19 protein-coding genes and 1 tRNA gene are annotated in these 25,020 nt (G+C 41.1%); 11 read left to right on the top strand and 9 right to left on the bottom strand.

The genetic code is table 11. The features are described 5' to 3' along the window. The first annotated feature begins 27 nt into the window (after window positions 1-27). From M2470_RS12560 to yihA, 8 genes are all read left to right on the top strand, one after another. Complete coding sequence (locus M2470_RS12560) at window positions 28-1,713, top strand: glutamine--tRNA ligase/YqeY domain fusion protein (RefSeq protein ID WP_280745254.1); 1,686 nt, start codon at window positions 28-30, stop codon at window positions 1,711-1,713. Between the two features lie 2 nt (window positions 1,714-1,715). Continuing rightward, window positions 1,716-2,906, top strand: coding sequence for a tetratricopeptide repeat protein (locus tag M2470_RS12555; protein WP_280745255.1), 1,191 nt, complete (start codon window positions 1,716-1,718; stop codon window positions 2,904-2,906). Window positions 2,907-2,912: 6 nt separating this feature from the next. Then, complete coding sequence (locus M2470_RS12550; RefSeq protein WP_280745256.1) at window positions 2,913-3,773, top strand: DUF368 domain-containing protein; 861 nt, start codon at window positions 2,913-2,915, stop codon at window positions 3,771-3,773. A gap of 85 nt (window positions 3,774-3,858) precedes the next feature. Continuing rightward, the gene (locus M2470_RS12545) at window positions 3,859-4,218 is read left to right on the top strand and encodes a four helix bundle protein (protein ID WP_280745257.1); all 360 of its coding nucleotides are present in this window, start codon (window positions 3,859-3,861) and stop codon (window positions 4,216-4,218) included. A gap of 152 nt (window positions 4,219-4,370) precedes the next feature. Beyond that, on the top strand, window positions 4,371-6,365 hold the full coding sequence (locus M2470_RS12540) for an oligopeptide transporter, OPT family (RefSeq protein WP_280745258.1): 1,995 nt from the start codon (window positions 4,371-4,373) through the stop codon (window positions 6,363-6,365). A gap of 45 nt (window positions 6,366-6,410) precedes the next feature. Further along, a complete protein-coding gene (locus tag M2470_RS12535) occupies window positions 6,411-7,730 on the top strand; it encodes a SpoIID/LytB domain-containing protein (protein ID WP_280745259.1) in 1,320 nt (439 codons plus the stop codon). Window positions 7,731-7,810: 80 nt separating this feature from the next. Further along, window positions 7,811-9,256 carry a sodium:solute symporter gene (locus M2470_RS12530; RefSeq protein WP_280745260.1) on the top strand — a complete coding sequence of 482 codons (1,446 nt, stop codon included), beginning with the start codon at window positions 7,811-7,813 and terminating at the stop codon, window positions 9,254-9,256. A gap of 2 nt (window positions 9,257-9,258) precedes the next feature. Then, a complete protein-coding gene (gene yihA, locus M2470_RS12525) occupies window positions 9,259-9,855 on the top strand; it encodes a ribosome biogenesis GTP-binding protein YihA/YsxC (protein WP_280745261.1) in 597 nt (198 codons plus the stop codon). Here yihA and M2470_RS12520 read toward each other — a convergent pair. From M2470_RS12520 to dnaG, 3 genes are read right to left on the bottom strand one after another with little or no spacing between them, the layout of a single operon-like run. Beyond that, window positions 9,852-11,162 carry an ABC transporter permease gene (locus M2470_RS12520; RefSeq protein WP_280745262.1) on the bottom strand — a complete coding sequence of 437 codons (1,311 nt, stop codon included), beginning with the start codon at window positions 11,160-11,162 and terminating at the stop codon, window positions 9,852-9,854. The genes yihA and M2470_RS12520 overlap by 4 nt on opposite strands. After that, complete coding sequence (locus tag M2470_RS12515) at window positions 11,159-12,085, bottom strand: ABC transporter ATP-binding protein (protein WP_280745263.1); 927 nt, start codon at window positions 12,083-12,085, stop codon at window positions 11,159-11,161. The genes M2470_RS12520 and M2470_RS12515 overlap by 4 nt, the downstream gene beginning before the upstream one ends. Window positions 12,086-12,095: 10 nt before the next feature. Next, window positions 12,096-14,081 carry a DNA primase gene (gene dnaG, locus M2470_RS12510; RefSeq protein ID WP_280745264.1) on the bottom strand — a complete coding sequence of 662 codons (1,986 nt, stop codon included), beginning with the start codon at window positions 14,079-14,081 and terminating at the stop codon, window positions 12,096-12,098. A gap of 95 nt (window positions 14,082-14,176) precedes the next feature. Between dnaG and M2470_RS12505 the strand changes: the two genes are divergently transcribed. After that, a tRNA-Val gene (locus tag M2470_RS12505) sits at window positions 14,177-14,251 on the top strand. 116 nt (window positions 14,252-14,367) lie between these two features. On the opposite strand, the gene M2470_RS12500 is transcribed toward M2470_RS12505, so the two are convergent. The 5 genes from M2470_RS12500 to M2470_RS12480 form a co-directional block, all read right to left on the bottom strand. Further along, the gene (locus M2470_RS12500; RefSeq protein WP_280745265.1) at window positions 14,368-15,360 is read right to left on the bottom strand and encodes a metallophosphoesterase family protein; all 993 of its coding nucleotides are present in this window, start codon (window positions 15,358-15,360) and stop codon (window positions 14,368-14,370) included. Between the two features lie 22 nt (window positions 15,361-15,382). After that, window positions 15,383-16,939 (bottom strand): SusD/RagB family nutrient-binding outer membrane lipoprotein, encoded by a 1,557-nt coding sequence (locus M2470_RS12495; RefSeq protein WP_280745266.1) that lies wholly within the window; start codon window positions 16,937-16,939, stop codon window positions 15,383-15,385. Window positions 16,940-16,957: 18 nt separating this feature from the next. Next, on the bottom strand, window positions 16,958-20,278 hold the full coding sequence (locus M2470_RS12490) for a SusC/RagA family TonB-linked outer membrane protein (RefSeq protein ID WP_280745267.1): 3,321 nt from the start codon (window positions 20,276-20,278) through the stop codon (window positions 16,958-16,960). A gap of 241 nt (window positions 20,279-20,519) precedes the next feature. Beyond that, window positions 20,520-21,533: a FecR domain-containing protein gene (locus tag M2470_RS12485; RefSeq protein WP_280745268.1), complete on the bottom strand. Its 1,014-nt coding sequence runs from the start codon at window positions 21,531-21,533 to the stop codon at window positions 20,520-20,522. Between the two features lie 63 nt (window positions 21,534-21,596). Then, window positions 21,597-22,130, bottom strand: coding sequence for an RNA polymerase sigma-70 factor (locus M2470_RS12480; RefSeq protein ID WP_280745269.1), 534 nt, complete (start codon window positions 22,128-22,130; stop codon window positions 21,597-21,599). A gap of 204 nt (window positions 22,131-22,334) precedes the next feature. On the opposite strand from M2470_RS12480, the gene M2470_RS12475 reads away from it, so the two are divergent. Both M2470_RS12475 and M2470_RS12470 read left to right on the top strand, forming a co-directional pair. Further along, entirely contained in the window at window positions 22,335-23,255 is a 921-nt protein-coding gene (locus tag M2470_RS12475) for a DUF5106 domain-containing protein (RefSeq protein WP_280745270.1), read from the top strand. Window positions 23,256-23,292: 37 nt separating this feature from the next. Further along, complete coding sequence (locus tag M2470_RS12470; RefSeq protein WP_280745271.1) at window positions 23,293-24,072, top strand: M48 family metallopeptidase; 780 nt, start codon at window positions 23,293-23,295, stop codon at window positions 24,070-24,072. Here the strand turns inward: M2470_RS12470 and M2470_RS12465 are convergent. Continuing rightward, the gene (locus M2470_RS12465) at window positions 24,063-24,941 is read right to left on the bottom strand and encodes a helix-turn-helix domain-containing protein (protein ID WP_280745272.1); all 879 of its coding nucleotides are present in this window, start codon (window positions 24,939-24,941) and stop codon (window positions 24,063-24,065) included. The two genes, M2470_RS12470 and M2470_RS12465, sit on opposite strands and share 10 nt — an antisense overlap. Between the last annotated feature and the right edge of the window lie 79 nt (window positions 24,942-25,020).

Genomic DNA, 25,020 nt, shown 5'->3' with positions numbered 1-25,020 from the left:
GATTTTGAATTTATACGCGGTACGAATATGAATGAAGAGGGCAAAAAGAGCTTGAATTTTATTGAGGTTATTGTAGAGAAGGATCTGGCAGAAGGAAAGAATGGGAAAAGAGTGCAGACGCGCTTCCCGCCGGAGCCTAACGGCTATCTCCATATCGGGCATGCAAAAGCGATTTGCATGGACTTTGGCATTGCCGAACGATATAAAGGGATCTGTAACCTTCGGTTTGATGACACCAATCCGGTAAAGGAAGATGTAGAGTATGTAGATTCTATCATGGAAGATATTAAATGGTTAGGCTTCCAGTGGAATGAAATTTATTATGCGTCCGACTACTTTCAGCAGTTATTTGATTTTGCCGTTCAGCTCATTAAAGAAGGAAAAGCGTATATCGACGAACAGAGCGCCGAAGAAATTGCCAAGCAAAAAGGAACTCCTACGCAAGCCGGGACTGAAAGCCCCTATCGGAACCGTCCGATAGAAGAAAACCTGGATTTGTTTATGCGTATGCAAGCCGGCGAGTTTGAAGACGGGCGAATGATTCTACGTGCCAAGATAGATATGGCATCGCCCAATATGCACTTCCGCGATCCGATTATGTACCGCATTATCAAAGCACATCCGCATCATCGTACAGGCACACAGTGGAACGTATATCCAATGTACGACTTTGCCCACGGACAAAGCGATTACTTTGAAGGGGTTACCCATTCATTGTGTACACTTGAGTTTGAAGTGCATCGTCCGCTGTATGACTATTATCTTGATTTATTGCAGAAAGATGACTACCGTCCCCGCCAGTTAGAATTCAACCGCCTCAACCTTACGTATACCGTCATGAGTAAACGTAAGTTATTACAACTTGTAAAAGAAGGTCTGGTGAACGGATGGGACGACCCGCGCATGCCAACTATCTGCGGATACCGCCGCAGGGGATACACACCGCAGGCTATCCGCAACTTTATTGACAAAATAGGATATACCAAATATGACGGCATTGTAGATGTAGCACTGCTGGAACATGCCATACGTGAAGACCTGAATGCAAAGGTTACCCGGGTTTCAGCCGTACTGGATCCGGTTAAATTGATCATCACCAACTATCCGGAAGGACAGGTAGAAATGATGGATACAATTAACAACCCGGAAGATCCATCAGCCGGAACACATGAAATCGCCTTTAGTCGTGAGCTATATATTGAGCGAGACGATTTTATGGAGGATGCTCCAAAAAAATATTACCGCCTGACTCCAGGTCAGGAAGTGCGTTTGAAAAGTGCCTACATAATTAAATGTACAGGCTCAAAGAAAAATGCAGCCGGAGAAATAGAAGAGATATATGCAGAATACGACCCAATGACAAAAAGCGGCATGACAGACAGTAGCCGTAAAGTAAAAGGTACGATACACTGGGTTTCGGCAGAGCATAGTTTGCCAGCCGAAGTAAGATTGTATGACCGCTTATTTATGGTTGAGAATCCTTCGGAAGAGAAAGACAAAGATTTTCAGGAATTGCTGAATCCGGATTCACTTACTGTTTTAACTCATTGCAGGGTAGAAGCCGAATTGCAGAACGCAAAGCCATACGACAACTTCCAGTTCCAACGCATTGGTTATTTCAATGTAGACCCGGACAGTCAGGATGGCAAATTGGTATTCAACCGTACCGTATCCTTGAAAGACGTCTGGAGTAAAGTCAAACAATCCCTTTAAAAATGAAAAAAGAAAACTATTCAATATTACTGGAACGCTATCTGAAAGCACGAGAAGAGGGCAAAGAGCCCTACTTCGATGCCGACGAGATAGATTATATGTTGGATAGTTTTGAAGAAAAGGAAGACTTTACACACTATGAAGGAGTGCTGACGTTGGGGTTAAAGCTTCACCCGATGAGCATAGACCTTAAAATCCGAAAATGTAAATTTCATTTATACAATGAGGAATTTAATGAGGCTTTGGCATTGGTGGACAACATATCTGAAACCAACAATATGGAGCTGGATATGATTCGCCTGGAATGTTATTGCACGCTGGATCAGTATAAAAAAGCACTGGATTTTCTGGACAAACTACTAGCTGATACGTCTTGCGACTATATTGAAAACATCTTTGAATTTCTCGCCCAGGTACTGATCGACCTGGGAATGCTAAAAGAAGGAGACGAAATTATCCATCGTGGATTAAAGGCCTATCCCGATAATTACATATTAAAGGAAGAGCTCTGTTATCTATACGAAATAAACGGAAATCATGCCGAAGCCATCCGTTTATGCAATGAAATGATAGACAAAAAGCCCTATTCGTACGACTCCTGGTTTACACTGGGGCGCCTTTATTCCCTAACCAATGAATTTGACAAAGCAATAGATGCCTTTGATTTTGCAATAACCTGCGATGTTCCGGATATGGAGTTACTGACCCTGAAAGCTTATTGCCTGTTCATGAATGAGAATTACAAAAAGGCGCTGGACGTATATAAAGAGCTAATGGATAGCATGGAACAGGTAGATCGTGTTAAACAGTTAATGGCCGACTGCTACATCAAGCTGGATGAATATGAAGAAGGCTATCAGCTATTGAAAAAGCTAATGGATGATTCAAATAGCAAAATTGAGGTTACAACTTATATTAACTTTTTCCATTGTTGCATAGAAACAGACCGTAAAGAAGAAGCATCTCAGTCGCTTGCAAAAGCGGCAAAACTCTTCCCCGACAATGTTCGTATCTTATCGCTACTGGCTCTTTCTCACATCGAAAACGACAAAGAGGATCTTGCCCTATCCATTACCAATAAGATTTTCAGACAATTGGATCAGATGAAGAAAGGATATACAGATGAAGGCAAACATATTCCGCCGGAAGACCTCATAAAAGAATATCTCAACAATAAAAAAAACAGCAACTAATCACTTATGAACAGACAAATAAAAGACTATGCCCTAATTATGCTTAAAGGAATAGGTATGGGCGCTGCAGACGTTGTTCCCGGAGTTTCAGGTGGTACAATCGCATTCATAGTCGGCATATACGAAGAGCTTATCGAATCCATCAAAAGTATAAATGCTAGTTCTTTAAAATTACTGTTTACCGGGCAATTGGCCGCTTTCTGGAAAGCTGTTAACGGGAATTTTCTACTTTCATTGGTCACCGGAATAGCCATCAGTATTTTTTCATTGGCAAAAGTGATCACTTATTTATTGGAAAACCACCCTATATTGGTTTGGGCTTTCTTTTTCGGACTGGTACTTGCTTCCACCCTCTTTGTATCTAAAGATATAAAGAAATGGGATTGGAAAACGATCCTCTGTTTTATCATCGGTGCCGTAATTGCATTTTACATTACTGTTGCTACCCCGGCAGAAACACCTAACGGTTTATGGTTTATTTTTCTTTGCGGAGCTATTGCTATCTGTGCCATGATTTTACCGGGTATATCCGGCAGTTTTATACTCGTCCTTCTGGGTAAGTATTATTACATTATGGAAGCTGTCAAGAGTCTTGATATCGTCACAATGCTTGTATTCATTTGTGGAGCCGTTATTGGCATCACCTCTTTTTCCCGTCTATTATCCTATCTTCTTCACAAATTCCACGATACCACAATCGCCATCCTGGCCGGTTTCATGCTCGGCTCCCTCAACAAAGTATGGCCTTGGAAAGCCGAAGACGCCATCAGCAACATCCTGCCCAACCAACTAATCTGGGAAGGCTTCGGTCTGATGATCCTCGGTTTCGCCATCGTTTATTTCCTGGAAAAGCTTTCCAGAAAATAAAAGGCAGTACGCAAGCACGAAACACGCAGAACGGGGGATTACCCAGACGAACAACTTGCATTAATTAACACCAAATATTTTGACTATGAGAGAGATTAAATGTTTTGAGGATTTGAATATCTGGAAAGAAGGTATGCGACTTAGTGTAAGCATATACTACTTATTTCGCGACTGTAAGGATTACGGATTAAAAGATCAGATACAACGAGCTGCAGTTTCTATACCTTCCAATATCTCTGAAGGATACGAACGTCAAACGAACAAAGAATTTATTCAATTCCTGTATATTGCTAAAGGCTCATGCGGAGAATTAAGAACTCAATTATACTTAGCAAAAGAGTTAGCGTATATACAACAAGACAATTTTATCGTGCTATTAGACAAAGCAAAGCACTTGTCATCCATGATCAATAACTTTATAAAAGCCAGAAGAGAAAAGTTCTGATCCAATCCGTGTTCCGTGTTCCGTGCTGCGTACTGCAGAAAAAAGCTTCGCATTTTTTTAGCGTAGCGTTTTTTTTCTTTCGGAAAATAGTTTAGATTTGTGATGAGATAGCAAATTGTCAGAAATAAATCTAATATTAGCGTATAGTAAGGATGAAAAATGAAGAAAAAGTAAGTGGATTACCCGAAAATGCTTACCGCGAGTTAAAAGAAGGCGAAGAATATAAGCCTATCATGTCTCCCCATAAAGTATATCGTGAGGTTACTCCTTGGTCTGTATTCTGGGGCTTGGTGATGGCTGTTGTATTCAGTGCAGCAGCAGCCTACCTGGGACTGAAAGTCGGACAGGTATTTGAGGCTGCAATACCTATTGCTATCATAGCCGTCGGATTATCAAGTACTTTTAAGCGTAAGAATGCTTTGGGTGAGAATGTGATCATCCAGTCTATCGGAGCTAGTAGCGGTGTTATTGTGGCGGGTGCTATATTCACTTTGCCGGCTATTTATATTCTGCAAGACAAATATCCGGAAATCACTGTCAATTTCTTTGAAGTTTTCATGAGTTCGCTGCTGGGAGGAATTCTTGGCATTCTCCTGTTAATACCTTTCCGCAAATACTTTGTATCCGACATGCATGGGAAATATCCTTTCCCTGAAGCAACGGCCACTACACAAGTGCTTGTTTCCGGAGAAAAAGGAGGGAACCAGGCCAAGCCATTGATATTTGCAGGTTTGATTGGCGGAGTGTATGATTTTATTATCGCCACATTCGGTTGGTGGAATGAAGTGATTACTACCCGCATGGTAGGAATAGGTGAAGTGTTGGCAGATAAAGCTAAACTTGTCTTCAAGGTTAATTCAGGTGCTGCCGTATTAGGTTTAGGTTATATTATCGGTTTGAAATATTCACTTATTATATGTGCCGGATCATTCTTGGTATGGCTGGTTATCATTCCTTTATTATCTGCCTTCTGGGGTTCAGAAGTATTAACCTTGGGGAACAACGCCATAACTGCCACTGTAGGCAGTATGACTCCCGAACAAATATTTACCACCTATGCCCGGCACATCGGTATCGGAGGTATTGCAACAGCCGGGGTGATAGGAATTGTTAAATCATGGGATATCATACGCGGAGCAGTCGGCTTAGCGGCCAAAGAGTTGAAAGGTAAAGGCGGGGCACAAACCGAAAAAGAAACACTTCGCACACAGAAAGACCTCTCAATGAAGATTATCGCTATCGGAATTCTCATCACATTAATTATTACCTACCTATTCTTCTATTTCGGCGTATTGGAAAACTGGTATCAGGCCTTAGTTGGTTTGTTGGTAGTTGGTATTATTGCCTTCCTGTTCACTACGGTAGCGGCTAATGCAATCGCAATTGTAGGTACCAATCCGGTATCAGGTATGACATTGATGACATTGATTTTGGCTTCTATCATCCTTGTATCAGTTGGACTGAAAGGAGCAGCCGGTATGGTTTCTGCCCTGATAATCGGAGGAGTAGTTTGTACAGCCCTGTCAATGGCCGGAGGTTTTATTACCGATTTAAAGATCGGTTATTGGCTGGGAAGTACTCCTGCCAAACAGCAAACATGGAAGTTTCTGGGAGCTTTAGTAGCTGCGGCTACTGTTGGAGGTGTTATTCTGATATTGAACAAGACATATGGCTTTACCAGCGGGCAATTAGCCGCTCCACAAGCCAACGCCATGGCAGCCGTGATTGAGCCGTTGATGAGCGGTTCAGGAGCTCCCTGGATTCTCTACGGGATAGGTGCTGTATTGGCTATTATATTAAACTTCTTCAAAGTTCCGGCATTAGCCTTCGCTTTGGGTATGTTTATCCCTCTGGAATTAAATACGCCTCTATTGATCGGTGGCGCTGTCAGTTGGTATGTTGGAAGCCGCAGTAAAGACCAGGCATTGAATACAGCCCGGGTAGAAAAAGGCACCTTATTTGCATCTGGGTTCATTGCCGGGGGCGCATTGATGGGTGTTGTAAGTGCAGCACTACGTTTTGGAGGCATTAATCTGGTGAATGAAGAATGGCTAAACAATAGCCTCTCTGAAGTACTGGCTCTTGTAATGTATATCGGACTGATTGCCTATCTGGCTGTATCATCTTTGAAAGCTAAAAAAGAATAAGATTCTACATAAAACGCTATTAATAAACTAAAAACACTTTGACCAATGGACGCACCGGTAGTTAATGTTGGTATCATGTCGGAAAGGGCTATCTCCTTTGTATTCAATGAAGAATACGTACATACGGAGACAGGTGATTTTCTGACAGGTGAGCAAAGAGCTCTGATTGTGAACGGAAACATTGTATTCAACGGAAAGTTATACGATGAGCTATTCTTTGAGCCAACGTCTACAGCAGCCTCTTTCGACTTGAAAGCTGTCACCATTGGAGTTGATTTTCACTGGCAACGTCAGGAAGACCAGCGGTTTCACGGAGCGCTAAACCTGGTTGTAAACGGAGACACCATACTTGTAATCAACCAAGTGGATGTGGAAGAATACCTGACTAGTGTAATCTCCTCAGAGATGAGTGCAACAGCCTCTGTTGAATTTCTGAAAGCCCATGCTGTTGTCTCACGCAGTTGGCTATTGGCTCAAATGAATAAAAACCGCTTTTTAAGCAATCATGATACAGGAGCCACTTATCAAAGCAGTGTTCAAACAGAGCAAGAATTAATCCGCTGGTATGACAGAGAAGACCATGAAATGTTTGATGTATGTGCCGATGATCACTGTCAGCGATACCAGGGTATTACGCGTGCCTCTACCCCATTGGTAACAGAAGTTATTCATGAAACACGCGGAGAAGTGTTAACAGATGGAGAAAACATCTGTGATGCCCGCTTCTACAAATGCTGCGGAGGAGTTACCGAAAAGTTTGAAAACGTATGGGAGCCTGTCTCCCACCCTTACCTTACATCCGTACGTGACAGTAAGGATAAAAAGATTCCTGATTTAACAGTCGAGGCCGAAGCCGAACAATGGATACGCACCTCTCCGGATGCATTTTGCAATACTTCAGATACAAAAATACTGACTCAGGTGTTAAACAACTACGACCAGGAAACCAATGATTTTTATCGTTGGAAAGTGATTTATACCCAAGCAGAACTGTCGGAACTGATAAACCGGAAAAGCGGCATGGATTTCGGCGCCATCATGGACTTGATCCCTTTGAAAAGAGGAAGTTCCGGTCGCATCGAAAAGCTAAAGATAGTAGGTAGCCGTCTGACATTTATCATTGGAAAGGAATTGGAGATCAGGCGCACCCTATCTGAAAGCCATTTATATAGCTCAGCTTTTGTGATAGATAAAGAAGATATCTCCGACAATACTCCCGGACGCTTCATCCTTACCGGAGCAGGTTGGGGACATGGAGTCGGGCTTTGCCAGATCGGTGCCGCCGTCATGGGGGCAAAAGGTTATGACTACAAAGAAATACTAGCTCATTATTATCCCGGAACAGCGATAGAGAAAAGATATTAACACAAACGGAACACGTAGAACGCAGAACGGTTTACTGGGCATTTTTTGCTACCTTTGCCTATTCATGTGTTTAGCAAAAGATGAATAGTTCTATAATTCTTGTAATCATAGCAGTTTACTTCGGAGTACTGCTTCTGATTTCTTACTTTACGGGTAAGAAAAACAGTAGCAATGATGCTTTCTTTTTAGGGAATCGTCAGTCTCCCTGGATTATTGTATCTATTGGCATGATAGGCACTTCTTTATCGGGAGTTACGTTTGTATCTGTCCCCGGTATGGTGCGAAGTATTGATATGACCTATATGCAAACCGTATTTGGCTTTTTTTTCGGGTATATCCTTATTGCCAAAGTATTACTTCCCCTCTATTATAAATTGCAATTAACCTCCATTTATTCCTACTTAGACGGTCGTATTGGTAAGCGAAGTTATAAAACCGGCGCTTCGTTCTTTCTGCTTTCCAAAATTGTGGGAGCAGCTGCACGGCTTTATCTGGTGGTCCTTATTCTGCAAACCTATGTTTTCAGCGCCTGGAATATACCTTTTTGGCTGACTACTGTTCTTAGTATAGCACTGGTCTGGCTCTATACATACAGAAGTGGTATAAAAACGATTGTATGGACTGATACCCTTCAGGCACTCTGTCTGATCGCCATGCTGATAGTGATTATCTGGCAAGTAAAAGACACGATGGATTTAAGCATGGGAGGAATGGTACAAACTCTGACAGAAAGCCCACATTTCCGTATCTTCGAATTCAGAGATTGGCATAGCACACAGCATTTTGCCAAACAGTTTTTCAGTGGGATATTCATCACGATTGTTATGACAGGATTAGATCAGGATATGATGCAAAAAAACCTCTCTTGCAAAAGCCTGAAAGATGCCCAAAAGAATATGTACACCTATGGCTTTGCCTTTACACCTGTCAACTTTTTATTCCTGTCATTGGGCGTTTTACTTCTTACTTTGGCTGCCCAACAAGGGATTGCCCTGCCGGCACTGAATGATGATATCTTACCTATGTTCTGTACATCCGGCATCTTAGGAAATTCTATCCTTATATTCTTTACGATTGGGATTATAGCTGCGGCTTTCAGTAGTGCAGACTCTGCGCTGACAGCTCTTACCACCTCTTTTTGTATAGATATCCTGGGAGTAGAAAGAGAAGAAGCTGAAAAGGCGAAGCGTACCCGTCTGAAAGTACACCTGATGATATCGGTATTGTTTGCTGTTATCATCCTGATATTTAAAGCTGTCAATAGCCGGAGCGTTATCGATGCCATCTATATGATCGCCTCTTATACATACGGTCCGTTACTGGGCTTATTCCTGTTCGGGCTTTTCACAAAAAAACAAACGCGAGACAAATACGTACCTTATATATGTATTGCATCGCCACTGATATGTTTTACAATTGATTATCTGGTAAAGCAATATACCACTTATGTTTTCAGTTATGAAATGCTGATGATAAACGGAGCGATTACTTTTGCCGGATTATGGTTTGCATCAAAAAAGAAATAAATATGGAAATTAAAAGCGCAGAATTTGTTATCAGTAACACCGACGTACAAAAATGCCCGGAAGGGAACAGGCCGGAATACGCTTTTATCGGCCGGAGTAATGTAGGAAAGTCCTCTTTAATCAATATGCTGACAAACCGGAAAGGCTTGGCTATGACCTCCCAAAAGCCCGGTAAGACTCAGCTCATCAACCATTTCATCATCAACGATGACTGGTACTTAGTAGACCTTCCCGGATACGGTTATGCGCAGCGGGGAAAAGAAGGACGAGAAAAGATTCGCCGGATCATTGAAGATTATATACTGGAACGAGAGCAACTTACAAATCTCTTCGTCTTACTGGATTGTCGCCATGAACCACAAAAAATAGACCTTGAGTTCATGGAGTGGCTGGGAGAAAACGGCATCCCTTTCTCTATTATCTTCACAAAAACAGACAAGCTGGGCAAAAGCCGCTTGAGCGACAACTTGAAAACATACGAAGATAAACTACTTGAAAGCTGGGAAGCGCTCCCCCCTATCTTCACTTCCTCATCTGAAAAGAAAGAAGGAAAGGACGAAATCCTTTCCTATATAGAAGAAATTAATCGTAGTATTTAGTATTTCAACCACTTGATCATTTCTTTGATGCTTGGCTTTTTGCCGTACATGAGGATACCTACACGGTATATCTTGGCAGAAAGCCAGGTTATACTCAAAGCTGTAGCAAACAAGAGGCCTACAGACAACAGCAACTCCCACATCGGAACATCAAAAGGCAAACGTATCATCATTACAACCGGCGAAGTAAAGGGGATCATGGAACACCAGAAAGCTAACGGGCCGTCGGGGTTGTCCATACTATAGATACCGGCATACAGTGCAAAGATCATGAATATCATAATGGGAGCCATAAACTGGTTGGTATCTTCCTGTTGGTCAACAGATGATCCGATAGCTGCAAAAACAGAAGCATACAATAGATAGCCTCCTATAAAATACAGAATAAAGAAAATCCCCAATTCCATAAAGTTGATACTGTTGATAATACCCATCAATTCACCCATCTTCTCCATACCAGCCATATTCATGCCCGGTTGCATAGCTGCCATATTCGGTTGTTGCATAGCAGACATATCCATTCCGCCACCAAACATCAATCCTCCTACCGTCAGTAATGCCGAAGTCATGATTCCCCAAAGGAAAATCTGCGTCAGTCCTACAAAAGCAATTCCTATAATCTTACCCATCATCAGTTCAAAGGGACGTACCGAAGAGATCATCACTTCTACAATACGATTCGTTTTCTCTTCCATTACCCCTTGCATCACCATAGAGCCATATGCCATGATAAACATATAGACTATCAGTGTAAAAATCATTCCGATAATAGATGCCAGGGCGGCAGAGGAAGCTCCCTCCTTCCCATCTGCACTCCACTTGATCGTTTGCACATTAAAGCTGATCTTACTATCGGCTATAATCTCTTTCAGGTTTGGGATATTAAAAGACGCCAGCTTCTCATCTTCCAGCTTTCTTCCGATGGTTTGGTTTACCAAACGGCTCAGTTCGCCCGGTATCTGCTTCTCCGAATACAAAGTCGCAGCTTTGGGGTTTAATAACAGATCATCTGTAATATTCAGAAAGGCATAAACCTCTTTATTATCCCCATTTCTGTAGCCTTCCAATGACTTATCGCTATTGATAAAGCGAAAACTTTCCGTATCCTCAAACAACGAACTATATTTTCCGGTAGCATCTATTACTGCTACAGTCTTTACTTCATCGCTTTTAATGGTAGCTAGCCAAAGCGGTACAAATACCAAGGCAGCCATTAAAAAGGGCATCAGGATCGTTACAACCAGGAACGACTTTTTCGTTACCCTCCTCAAATATTCTCTTTTTATGATTATTCCCAGTTTACTCATATCTGCGTAGCGTTTGTACCCGAAACGGTGTTAATAAATATATCGTTCATGGAAGGCAATTCTTCGCTGAAAGAAAGGATTTCATACGATGCGGCCAGCTCTGTCAGCAAGGAAGAGTTTGTTATTTCCATCTCTTTATGTATCCGGATATCCATTACGTCGGCATGAGCTTTGGTATTCAGTACCGAATAGTTAGCGGATGTAAAGTTGAATCCGTTACCCAGCGAACGAAGGACAACATTAAAGGTATTCGACTTATAGCGATTACGTATCTCATTCACTTCGCCGGAAAGTACAACTTGCGAACGATCTATCAAAGCGATCTCATCACATATCTCCTCTACCGAAGCCATATTATGGGTTGAGAAAATAATTGTCTTTCCCAGGTATTTTAATTCCAGTATTTCCTGCTTCAGGCGGTCGGCATTCACCGGGTCAAAGCCACTGAAGGGCTCATCAAAGATAAGCAATTCCGGGTCATGGATAACTGTAATAATAAACTGTACTTTCTGTTGCATCCCCTTGGAAAGCTCTTCCAGTTTCCGGTTCCACCATGACATGATCTCAAACTTTTCAAACCATATCTTCAGGCGTTTCTTTGCTTCGGCATACGAAAGACCTTTTAACTGAGCCAGGTAAATAGCCTGTTCTCCTACTTTCATTTTCTTGTACAAGCCTCTTTCTTCGGGCATATAACCGATCCGGTATACATCTTCAGGCTGAGATTCGTTACCATTAATCCATACCTTCCCACTATCAGGAGCTGTAATCCGGTTTATAATCCTTATGAGCGTGGTTTTTCCAGCCCCATTAGGGCCAAGTAGGCCGAATATTCTTCCTTTGGGCACCTGTATGCTCACCTTATTCAGTGCCAGGTGGCCGGAGAATTGTTTGACCACATCTTCTGTTTCAACAAAATACATAAAATTACGTTTACATTTTTAATACAATACGTTCGCCTATTTGTTTATTAAGGGCTTTCTTTATTTTATTCAGTTCGTCTTGTTCTTTCATCAGGGCAATCACTTCTTCAGTCGTGGCAGTAGATTGCAATTCTTTTATCTTTATTCCTATTTCGTTTATCTGTTGACGGATATAGGCATCCTTGAAACCCAATATATCGTATAAAACAGTCTGTACCAACGAATCTTCTTCCTGTTTTATCTCCTGAAATTTAGTATGATACTTACTGAGTTGATATTTATCACTTACCAGATTAACGGCTAAACGGCTGATATCCGGATCCGGATGACTTAAAAAGTAACGTGAAGCTACAAACCCTTCTTCTTTACAACGGGTTACGGCATCTTGCAACATTTCCTTATAAAGCGCATGTTGAAAAGGCATATTATCCTGTTCCAACTCAGAATAGATATACTCTGCAACACGAATAATCTTCCGTTCATGCGTTTCCGTATCTTCATAATCAAACAACACCTTCTCGCCAAAACGTACAACATAACGCAGTAACACCTTTTCTTTCGCTTCAAACGGAGAACGCTGTTGCATATCTTTACCGGAAAGCAACGCTGTTCCCTCCTGCTGTGGGGTAGACAATGGATCAACTAGATTCTCTCCTTGTGGAGGTAATACAGGAGTAGGTTGCCTTTCCGCCTGCTTCAGCCGTATCTTATTTATCTCGTTCAGCAGCAGGCGCTCATCAATCTCCATCATCGTGCTGCATTCACGAATATAGAATGTACGGGCAATTTCGTCCGGAACAATAGCTACCGTTTTGATAATATCTGTAATCAAGGCCGAACGCTTCATAGGGTCGCCTGCCGCTTCATCTAACAACAATTTTGTTTTAAAGCGGATAAAGTCTGTTTCGCTTTTCTCTATGAACTCATGAAACTCTGTAGAATTATGTTTGCGAGCATACGAATCAGGATCTTCACCCTCCGGCAGTAACACTACTTTTACGTTCATACCTTCTTCCAGCAACAGGTCTATCCCACGAAGAGCCGCTTTAATACCTGCGGCATCGCCGTCATACAAAACAGTGATATTGTCTGTAAAACGATGAATCAGTCTGATCTGGGGAAATGTCAGAGCCGTACCGGACGAAGCCACTACATTCTCAATCCCCGCCTGATGCATGGATATAACATCTGTATACCCTTCTACCAGGAAGCATTTGCCTCTCTTTACAATACTTTGTTTGGCAAAAAAGATACCATACAGCTCATTACTCTTATGGTAAATCTCACTTTCGGGAGAATTGACATATTTGGCCGTTTTCTCATCCTTCTTCAGGATACGCCCGCCAAAGGCAACTACCTTACCGCTTACGCTATGAACCGGAAACATCACCCGTCCTCTGAAACGGTCGCTCACTCCTCCGTTTTCGTAAGCAATGATTAATCCGGTTTTTTCTAAAAACTCCTGTTTATAACCTGCCTGGGCAGCGGCTTTACTGATTGCATCCCGTTCGTCCAGACTATAGCCCAGTTGGAATTTCTTGACAATGTCATCCCGAAAACCCCGTTCCTTAAAATAACGAAGTCCGATGGATGATCCTTCAACATGTTCAAAGAGTTGAGTACTAAAATACTTCTGTGCCCAACTATTGACTATCAGCATACTTTCCCGATCACTGCGAACCTGCTTTTCTTCATCCGTCAGTTCACGTTCCTGTATCTCTATACCATATTTTTTTGCCAGATAGCGTAAAGCATCAAAATAACTCACCTGCTCATGCTTCATGATAAAGTGAACAGGCGTACCTCCTTCTCCACAGGCAAAGCATTTACAGATATTCTTGGCCTTGGAAACGTAAAACGAAGGTGTTTTATCTGCATGGAACGGACATAATCCCACAAGATTAACCCCTCGCTTACGCAAGGTAACAAACTCAGACACTACATCTTCTATCTTTGCAGCCTCCAGTATCCGGTCTATTGTAAATTGATCTATCATTAGGCAACCTCCGTTTAAACATACAAAAGTAATGATAAAATACAAGACATGATAGTACCATTAGGCGCAAAACAAAAATATATTATATTTGTATCGAACTGTTAGCTCAGTTGGTTTAGAGCGCTGCCTTGACAGGGCAGAGGTCGCCGGTTCGAGCCCGGCACGGTTCACTAATTTTTTACTGTAATAGTATGTTCAAAAAAAGAAGCCATGCGATTTTTAAAACGCATGGCTTCTTTTTTTAAATCGCATGCATGCGTTTTTTCAATTGCATACATGCGATTTTTCACCGCAAGCCTTCCGGGAATTTCACCCTGTGTATCACCTGTTTATCATCCAGGCGTATCCAGGTGTCAAAACCGGATTCGTCTTCTGTCAATTCGATCACACGTACCCCATTTTTCAGCTCGGTATATGTGTTTTTGCTTCCTGAAAAACGACCGTATGCCAGGGCTATGCCAAAATGATTAAAGATATAATCGTTTACATGATCATGCCCCACAAAAGTACCCATCACATCCCCCTGCATCAACATAGCGGCAAACATACCGGTATTGATTTCCGGAGAACAGACTTTTTCCATCTGTGTTCCGATCATAACATGTGTCGTATCCATATATCCCAGCCTGTATTCTAACAACGGGATATGGAAAAAAGCTAAAGCGGGAAGCGGAACCCCTCGGTTATCTGCCTTATAAGTATCACTTTGAGAGCGATACCATGCTACCTGATCGGGAGTAAACCATCCATACCCACGCACGCCGGGTATGGTACTGTAAGCATTCGAATCCATGCAATACAGAATAGCTTTATTATAACGTCCTTTCTTATCTTTGATTTCCAGAACATAATTTCCAATACCAGTAACTCCATTCACTTTTTCCATCTGGCCAAGATTTTCGGGAAAGGTCATCAGATATTGCCCTACTTCTTCGCGGGAAAGATCCTGTTCGTGGTCATGATTTCCCAGCAAAGTGGCGAAAGGTATTCGACGTGAAAGAACAGGCTCTATAAGCATTTCGAAGCCTTTCTTATACGGTTTCCCTGTCACTATATCACCCGTAAATATAACTAAGTCCGGTTTTTCGGCATCCAAGACCTGACGGAGCATGGATACTGACTCCATTGAATTAGCAACCGAATCAGCTACAATATGGGTGTCGGTAACCTGAATAATCTTAAATTTCCCATCTTCTTTGAATTTAAGGCCAGAAGCCTCCGTCTGAAAAGAGAATATAAGTAATAGGAAACAGTAAAAGAATAGCTTATATACTTTCATCAAATTCATATTAAAAAGCAATTTAATCTTTTAATAACCACATCACTTCGTTCTCCGTGTCGGTACCATTGAACTGACGGGCTACTGCAGCATTTACATTTTCCGTATTATAATTATATTCTACCTGAGGATACATCCAACGTATGGGCATCTTATCAGCCGGCACATTCCTATTAGACAAAGGATTGATAGGAAGTGCAGGTACTCCCGTCCGTCTGTACTCGAAATAACCGTTAAACGGAGTCTGAAGAAAGGTCGTAATATATTTCTGCATAATGATCTGACGGATTTGCTTATCAGCAGTCGACGCAAAAGCAACATGTTCTCCCTTTAGGTAAGTATCGATATAATCGTCAGTTATCTTCATATTATGATGATAATCAGATTCGTCGGGAGTATTAGAGGCTGTAAATGTCATAGCCGCTTTTACACCTTTTTCATAATAGGCCTTTGCGTCTCCGCTTAATAACCCACGAACAACTGCTTCCGCCAGGATAAAATTCATTTCCGCATAACTTAGCAAGAAAGTAGGTTCACCTTCGGGTAGCTGGCTGTAACGGTTATTTATCTGAGATACATTTTTGCCTTCTACAGCCGATTGTATTTCTGCAAAAGTCAGCGTAGGATTTACTCCGTTATATGCCTCCCAGTCAGATGGAGAAAGAGCGTTCTCATTAGCCTGTGGAGTTGGTTTGGCATAATAGAATAAACGACGATCTTGCAGCAACTTCAACGTATCGACAATAATGGAAGATATTTGATTGAAAACAATAAAGTTGTTACCTTCCTTATAAAACGGATACTTTTCTCCTGCCCTATCGCTATGAACCAATTGGAAATTATCTGCATTGGAAGTGAATATCGGACGACTGCTTACTATTGTCTGGAAACGTTCTTTTACTTTCAAATCAGCATCTCCCGACTTCTTATATAAATTAATAAGCAGTTTCAACTGGTAAACATTCGCAGCCTTTCTCCATAATGAAACATCACCTCCATATACAGGATCACCATCAAAGTTGTCTCCTGTCTGAAATAACTGATCCGCTTTATCCAACTCGTTCAACAATCCCAGAAATACAGCCTTTTGTTCATCATAGGCCGGATAATAAACACCTTCATCGCCTCCCATACTTTCACTATATGGAATATCACCTGCACGCATGGTAAGATCAAAATATTTGCTTACCCGGATAAAGTGTCCCAAAGCGGTGTATGAATCCTTTACTTTGTCACTTGTTGCAAACTCAATCATCCGGTTTACATTGTTCAGAAGCGCCATTGCCCTAAAACTGTATTCCCAAAAGTCATCCGTCCTGCCCAACTTATTAAATGCATAGTCAATATCATTCCCTTCGGTCCATGCAATATATTTACTGAGCATATCGTCACGCATAAACGTTTTCGTAGTCCCATGTTCCTTCATGACTTCCAGTATCAGATTAGTTGCCAACATACTGGAAGTAACTTTTGTCGATTCATTCGGATTGGTATTGTAGTCTTCAAAATTATCACAACTATTCAGGAATAAACCCGAAAGCAATAAACCAACAATGAATATATATATCTTATTTTTCATATCATTAATTGTTTATAGTTAGAATTCCACTTTAATATTGATCCCCATATACCGGATAGAAGGCGAAGCCAAGTCTTCATGGCGTCCGTCACTATCCTTTGTCGTTGGTGTAGCACCTCCTTTATCCGGGTCGGCATACTTATACTTCTTCGTCCATAACAACAGATTCTGTCCGACAAGAGCTACCGAAGCCGAATTCATACCCAATTTGCCGGCTATTGTTTTGGGGACATCATAACTCAATGACAATTCGCGAAGTTTGAAGAATGTTTCACTCAAATTAAGTTGCGGACCTGTTCTCCAATAGTCTTTTATGTATGTTTCATAAGAAACCACTTGATCGTTCGGTGCAAATACACGATTGTCGGATAGGATATTACCATACGAATCATAAGTTACTGATCCGGATACGATCTTGACACCGTTACCCATATAGGTTTTATTTCCGTTTACAACTTCTTCGTAACGCCATTGCGTATCAGAATCAGGGTGAGCTCCGGTTTGCCACATACGACGATTTGTTTCCGAATTCGACATACCTCCTACACGTCCGTCAAAGCCAACAGTCAATACAAATTGTTTATATTTGAAAGAGTTAGTCCATCCCCATACCCAATCCGGATCTTTATACCCAATACGAGACTGATAGTCACTCAACTTAGGATATCCATTATAAAGGATCAGATTCCCATTCGGATCATAATCGAATTGGCGGGCTTCAAATGCATCATAACGCGCGCCCTTGGAAACCCACGGTTTATCCGGGCTGTATTGTTCATCTAATTGGGCATAATACCTTCTTGAAGAAGACCAGTTAAACACTGTATTCCAAGTGAAATCCTTTGTCTGCATCGGTACTGCATCTACAAAAAGTTCTACTCCCCGGCGTACGATTTCTTCATCCGTATTGATCAATAATTCTTCATAACCGGACAAAGGAGAGATTTTCACTCTCGTTGTATTATTATAGGTTAGTTTATTATAATAACTTACATCTAATTTTAGCCTGTTGTTTAAGAAATGGAGGGAGGTTCCTACTTCATAAGTTCTATTGGTAATTGGTTTCACATTTCCTCGTTGATACTTCGGATACAAGGCTGAGTTCATCCCGTTCCACACGGAATTTTTCACCTGATAAGCCTGGTTAATATCATAAATAGCCAGGTCACTCTTTGACAGCGTCCATGAACCTCTCAGCTTCCAGAAATTCATCCACTCCGGCAAACCGATCAACTCAGACATAATAACACTTCCCCCTACGGACGGATAGAAATAGGAATTATCGTCTGTCGGTAAAGTAGAAGACCAGTCATTACGTCCGGTAATATCCACATAGAAGGCATTCATATACCCCAATGACAGCTTACCGAATAAACTGTTTACTTGTTTGCGTTCCAGTTTTGTGCGATATACTTCCGGGCTCTCAACAGATGCTTTCAATGAATAGAATCCGGGGATAGATAAACCATTACGTGTTTGTACCCATTGTTCATTCAAACGGCTCAAGTAGATTGATCCTCCAAGCATTCCATCAATCGTAAACTGTCCGAAACGCTTCTCCGCCATCAAGATAAAGTCGCTATTTATTGTATAAGAATAGTCGTTCCGTTCCTGATAATATCCTTTATTGGTTCCTCCCCAATCACGCGTAGAATTAACACCGATCGGAGCCCTGCGCTGTGTCTGATTAGCATATAAATCCATACCAACACGAGCCAAAGCCTTCATCCAGGAAAATATCTGATAATTTACGGAGAACATACTGTTCAGCTTGTTATAATCAATTGTGTTTCTTTTCTCGTAAGCCATCAGATAGGGGTTATCGTACCAACCTGCATAATGCCAGTTCTGTTCCACATCCGGGGTAATCCAGTAGTCACGGTAATCACGAACATCATATTCAGGACCTGTCCAGATCAACAAGTTATAAATGTACCCCTGATCACCATAGCCCGTTCCCGATGTATTAGGAGCAATTTGTTTACTATACCCCATTGTTCCTTCAATAGACAGTTTGTCGGTAAGTTTCATCTCTCCACCTAAGGTATAACGGAATTGTTGGCCTTTAGAATTCGGATATTGCCCTTTGTTGTACACGTAAGACAAAGAAGAACGGAAGCTACCGTTTTCTCCTTGCTGGGAAACGCTAACTGTAGTATTACTAATCATGCTGAACTCACGGAAATTGTCGAAGTTATTTTTCCCTCTTGATGTCAGCTCCATGTCACGCATTTCTTTTGCGATTGGATCCCACTGGGAATAAACGCGTCCGATATCGAGCTTGTCCCCCCATACTTCATCGTCTGTATTATACTTTCCGTTATAGCCGGCACTATATGAGCTTTGAACCTTCGGCAAAGCCAAGGTTCCGGCATTAAACATATTACTGGTATTAACCGTTACTGAGAATCCCTGCTTACCCCCTTTTTTTGTTGTAACCATGATTGCACCGCTACCTCCACGTGATCCGTACAGGGCAGATGCAGTAGCTCCCTTCAATACATCAATACTCAGGATATCGTCTGAGTTAAGATCACCTAATGTCAAGGCTGTTGGCACACCATCCAGAATAAGAATTGGGTTTTCGCCACGAAGTTTGAGTTGAGGACTTTCCATAAACTCCGTAGAGTTAAAAACCGTCAGACCGGAAATACGTCCCGTAAGGCTGGTTGCCAGATTGGCACCTTTTACCTTCTCAAACTGGTCTCCACCAATCTGTTGGGTAGCATACCCCAAGGCTTTTTCCGAACGTTTCATACCTAAAGCAGTTACCACCAACTCGTCAATCATCAATGAAGACTCACGCATCGTTATATTTATCGTTCGACGGTTTCCTACTACAACCTCTTGATTATCATAACCGATATAAGAAAAGACAAGAACAGCATTTTCGCCGGGAACAGATAAAATGTATTTTCCATCTATATCAGTAACAACACCTGTTGATGTTCCTTTTAATAAAACATTTACTCCATACAACGGCTCGCCTGCTTCATCTTTTACAACTCCGCTAATGGTGACTTGCTGAAGAGCATTACTTGTTTTTTTGGTGAGCAGGATATGACGATTGTCTATAATATATCCCAGATCCGTTTGACCAACTACAATATCTAAAACCTCAGATACTAGTTTGTTATTAGCATATACACTAACTTTTTGTTCATTATTAATGTCACCATTTTTATAGAAAAACATATAATCTGTTTGTTTTTCTATTTCCGATACAACATCATAAATTGTACCGTTCCGGACATCAATGGAGAGACTGTTCTTTTGGGCATGAACAGATGCAGTAACACTTACTATGCCCAAAAACATGCAAATCATAGCGTTTCTCATAATTTTAACGATTTTTTGACACGTCTTGTGCTTTCGATTTAAGGATAATCGCATAACTTTGTTTTTTTAATGAGTGAGACATACCTTCCCCGATAATTTGACACAACAGGAAAGGGTGTTTAATGAGTTAAAATGAATTTTACTTGACCGGGCGATGCCGCAAACATTGTCCGGTTTTTCTTTCAGGATATAGGCATCATAGGCATTTTCATTTAAGGGTTAAACATGTTTATGTAAATTCTTATTCAATTATAATATCGTCTCCTTTTATTTTATATGTGAACAACTTTTCAAAATTAATCAACCTCAACACTTCTTCTATTTTCTGATCCAGTCCGAACGTTCCTGTACACTCTATATTTCTGATCGAATCATTCTTTATTTGTATATTCACACCATAAATCTTTTCTAAGCGTGCCGCAATTAAATGCAGAGGTTCTTTCCTGAAATGATAGAGTTTGTTTACCCAAGTCCTGTCCAAGTCAATCTTCACAGATGAAAGAGCAAGCTGATTTGTGTTTTTGTTGAAAAATGCTTGCTGATTAGGCTTTAGGACAACTTCTTCATTTGATTCTCCAATGGATTGCAATTGAATACTACCACTCACTAAAGTAGTAATCGCGTAGTCGTCTGCCGAATAATTCATTACATTAAATTGGGTTCCTAATACAGTAATTACTTGCTTATCTGTTCGTACAACAAAGGGAATTTTTTCATTTTTCACGACATCAAAATAGGCTTCACCATCCAGAAACACTTCCCTAACATTCTTATTAAACTTCTCCGGAAACTTGAGTTTTGAGGAGGCATTCAATACTACTTTTGTTCCGTCAGACAATGTCATGTGGCTCATCCGGGGGCCTGCTTCAAGGTCTAATTCTACATATTGAGTCGCTTTTCCTGAATTAAACAAATGTTGCATACCCAAAGTCAAACCTATGCATAACACGGCAACAGCCGTGTATTTGTAAAGTGACATCAAACGCCTGCCTTTAGCCTGCTTTATTTGTTTTTGACGTTCGGACTCTTCTATTTTATGCAACTTAGCCAATAGACGTTCTTTACTGTCTTTTATTTCTTCCGGACTAGGGTATAAACCTCTCTGCAAGTCATATGTGTTTTTTAGTTGGAAAAACAGTTTTTTATTCTCCTCACTTTCTTTCACCCATGCCATTAAGACCCTCATCTCATCCTCAGATATAGTATGCTGAAGATAGTGCAGAATAATGGCTTCTATGTTGCTATGTTCTTCCATATACACATGATACAATTAGATTGTCAATATTACTTAGTGACACTTTGTAATTTTATATTTTTTTCACAAAAGAAAAATAAAAGGAGTAAAGGATTTCCTCAAAAGTTGAAGCGCTTTATATAAATGTGATTCGACAGTACGTACGGAAATACCCAAAGAATCAGCTATTTCCAAATTTTTCTTTTCTTCAAAATAAGACAAATGAAATACTTCTTTACATTTATCAGGTAATTGGTCGATCGCACGATGAAGATTGTCTATTTGCTCCCGATCCATGAGTTGGTGATCAGGAGAAGTTGTGGTTAATTCCTCTATCTTTAATTCCATAATTGCTTTATCCACATATTCCTGACGTACGGATTGATGCTTCAAATAGTTCAGACAGGCATTTTGCACTGCCCGGTAAAGATAACTTGATATCGTTTCATCAATGATAAAAAAAGTTTTCTCTTTCCATATTTTAAGAAAGAGGTCATGAACAATATCTTCGGCTATGGGATAAGAAACGAACTTTCGGGCGTAAAACAACAGACCTGGAACATATTTCTCATAAAGCAGGCTGAATTGCAGCAAGATATGTTCGGGTTCTTTCGTCACTGGGTTTAAATTAAGTAGATGTTACTTTATATGCGACAAATATCGTAAATAAATCTATATAGCCAAATATATAACTCTCCGGAACATACTCAAAGCTCATGAATAATTACAGCAATAGAATAGACATGAGAGTTCGTTTTTTTGCATTATATTTGTAATCTTAAACAATCAGTAATGCCGTTTACTGTTAATATTGAACAAAATATGATAAAGAAATATACGATTATCCTATTATCCATGCTGTTTGTAAATTGTAACGGACAGCAAAGTAAAAATACGACCACTCCTGTTGAGGATACTCCTCAACCCACCTTTCAGATGGCTACAGTTCCCAGTATCCTCACAAGTCCGGAAGACAGAGCCGATTTCCTGGTAAAGCATTATTGGGATCATTTCGATTTTACAGATACGACTTACATCCATTTGCCTGAGGTAACTGAGCAGGCTTTTGTGGATTACCTTGACATATTGCCTCTTGTATCTTATAAAACGGCCGTAGCATCCATTAATGGTACGCTGCAAAAGGCAGAGGCTACTCCCCGAATGTTTACTCATTTCATTGAGTTGTACGAGAAATATCTGTACGACCCGAACTCTCCTTTTCGCAGTGACGAGCTATATATACCGGTATTGGAATATATGATCGCTTCGCCACTGGTAACGGAAAAAATACGCCCAACCCATCTGCTGAAAGTAGCCAAAAGAAATCGTGTGGGCGAGAAGGCTACGGACTTCACCTATACCCTTGCAAACGGGCAAAGCGGAACGCTTTATAAAATCAAATCAGACTACACTTTGGTCTTCTTTTATAACCCCGGCTGCCATAATTGCAAGGAAATTACAGAAATGCTGATGTCATCGCTCACGACCAGTTATCTGATAAGCGAAAAAAGACTAACCATATTGGCTGTTTATCCGGACGAAGACTTACAGGAATGGAAAAACTATCTGAACCAGGTTCCCGCCGAATGGATCAATTCGTATGACAAAGGTACGTTATTGCAAAATGGAGAAATCTATGATTTAAAAGCCATTCCTACGATTTACTTGCTGGATAAAGAGAAAAAAGTAATATTAAAAGATACCTCGTTTGAACAATTAGAAAATTATTTGAGAGAGCATTAAGCTTAAGTAACTATTTATTTAATCAAATTTTACTTGTATGAGAACAATTTTATTATCTCTTGCCCTTATTATGGGCGTATGTTCCGGAATGGATGCACAGATTAAAATCGGCGGAAGAAAAATCGACACAAAAAAGATTGTCAATGCTGCTGAAGATGTAGCTAAAGCAGTAACCCTTAGCGATGCTGACATTGCAGCGCTTTGTAGCGAATACATCGAATGGATGGATGCCAACAATCCGGTAGCCGGTCCTGATACGGAAATGGGCGCCCGCCTGGAACGCCTCACTTCCAACCTGAAAGGCATAGACGGACTGAATCTGAACTTCAAAGTGTATTATGTGACAGATGTAAATGCCTTTGCCAGTGGAGACGGAAGTATCCGCGTGTGTGGAGGCCTGATGGAATTAATGGATGACTCTGAAGTGATGGCCGTTATAGGACATGAGATCGGACATATCGCCAGTACAGACGTGAAAGACGCCATGAAAAATGCCTATTTACGTTCAGCGGCTAAGAATGTAGTTGCCGCAACCGGCAGTGTAGCCCAATCACTAACCGAGTCTCAATTAGGCGAGTTGGCCGATGCGTTCGGTGATGCACAATTCTCACAAAAACAAGAATATGCTGCCGATGATTATGCACTCCAATTCTGTGTGAATAATAATTTCGACCCTTACGGCATGGCTAATGCCTTAAGCAAACTGGTGAGCTTAAGCAGCGGCGAAAAAGCCTCAACCGTACAAAAAATGTTTTCCTCTCACCCCGACAGCGAAAAACGCGCCAAACGGATGAAAGAAAAAGCTGATCAATACTGATCCCGGAACTCCTTTGGAGTCATTCCGGTATTTTTTTTGAAATATTGGCTGAAGAAGGAGGGGTTGGGGAAGTTTAGTTGGTCGGAGATCTGCTGGATGGTTAGCTTCGTTGTGCTCAATAGCAGGCGGGCATTGATGATTACCACCCGGATGATGCACTCTGCGGCTGTCATGCCTGATATGTCTTTTGTTATAGCAGACAGGTAGCGTGGCGTGATGAATAGCTGCTCAGCATAGAACTCTACATTGCGATGCGTATGGTAGTGCGAAGCGATCAGGTGTTGAAAACGGATAAACAATGTACTTTTCCTTGAGTAAGACTGTCGTTCCAATGGCTTCCCCTTCTGATAGATCGCTACAATCTCATAACATAATGTGAGTAGTAGCATTTCTGTAATTTCATACCGGAACAAATGCCCCTTTCTCATGTCTTTCTCTTTTATCATGTCGCAAAGCGAAAGGAGCATCTGCTGTTCGTCACGGCTTAGCGAGATACAGGGATTTTCTTTAATATACAGATAAATAGCCGTAGAAGAAGGGATGTTTATATTGTGAACAAACTCTGAAGTACCGGCCAATGTATAACCCTTAAAATCTTTACTTTTTCGACTGATTTGCAGGATTGTATGAGGCAACAGCACACATAGGTCACCCTTTTTAAAATGATAGCTCCTGCCATCCAAGGCGATTTCAGCATCTCCCTGCAAGCAGACACATAAACCTGCCGCATCTACCAGTTTGGGAACGGTTTCCATCCCCAATACATCTATTTCCCAGCCTTCTATCGTGAAGCTGTCAAAAGCCGTATCACGTGTATCTACGATAGAAATAGAGTCAATACCGGCTGTATTTTTCTTTTCAAGTAACATCTTTTCTCATGCTATTTTTCCAAAATTAAACATTATTTCCTGAAAAAATATACCGATTCAAAAGGCTTTTTCCTGTTTA

The sequence above is a fragment of the Parabacteroides sp. PH5-46 genome (genome assembly GCF_029892785.1).
Lineage (GTDB): Bacteria > Bacteroidota > Bacteroidia > Bacteroidales > Tannerellaceae > DFXE01.
Note: the sequence above shows the minus strand (reverse complement) of the source record. Positions and strands in the feature narration are given on the sequence as shown.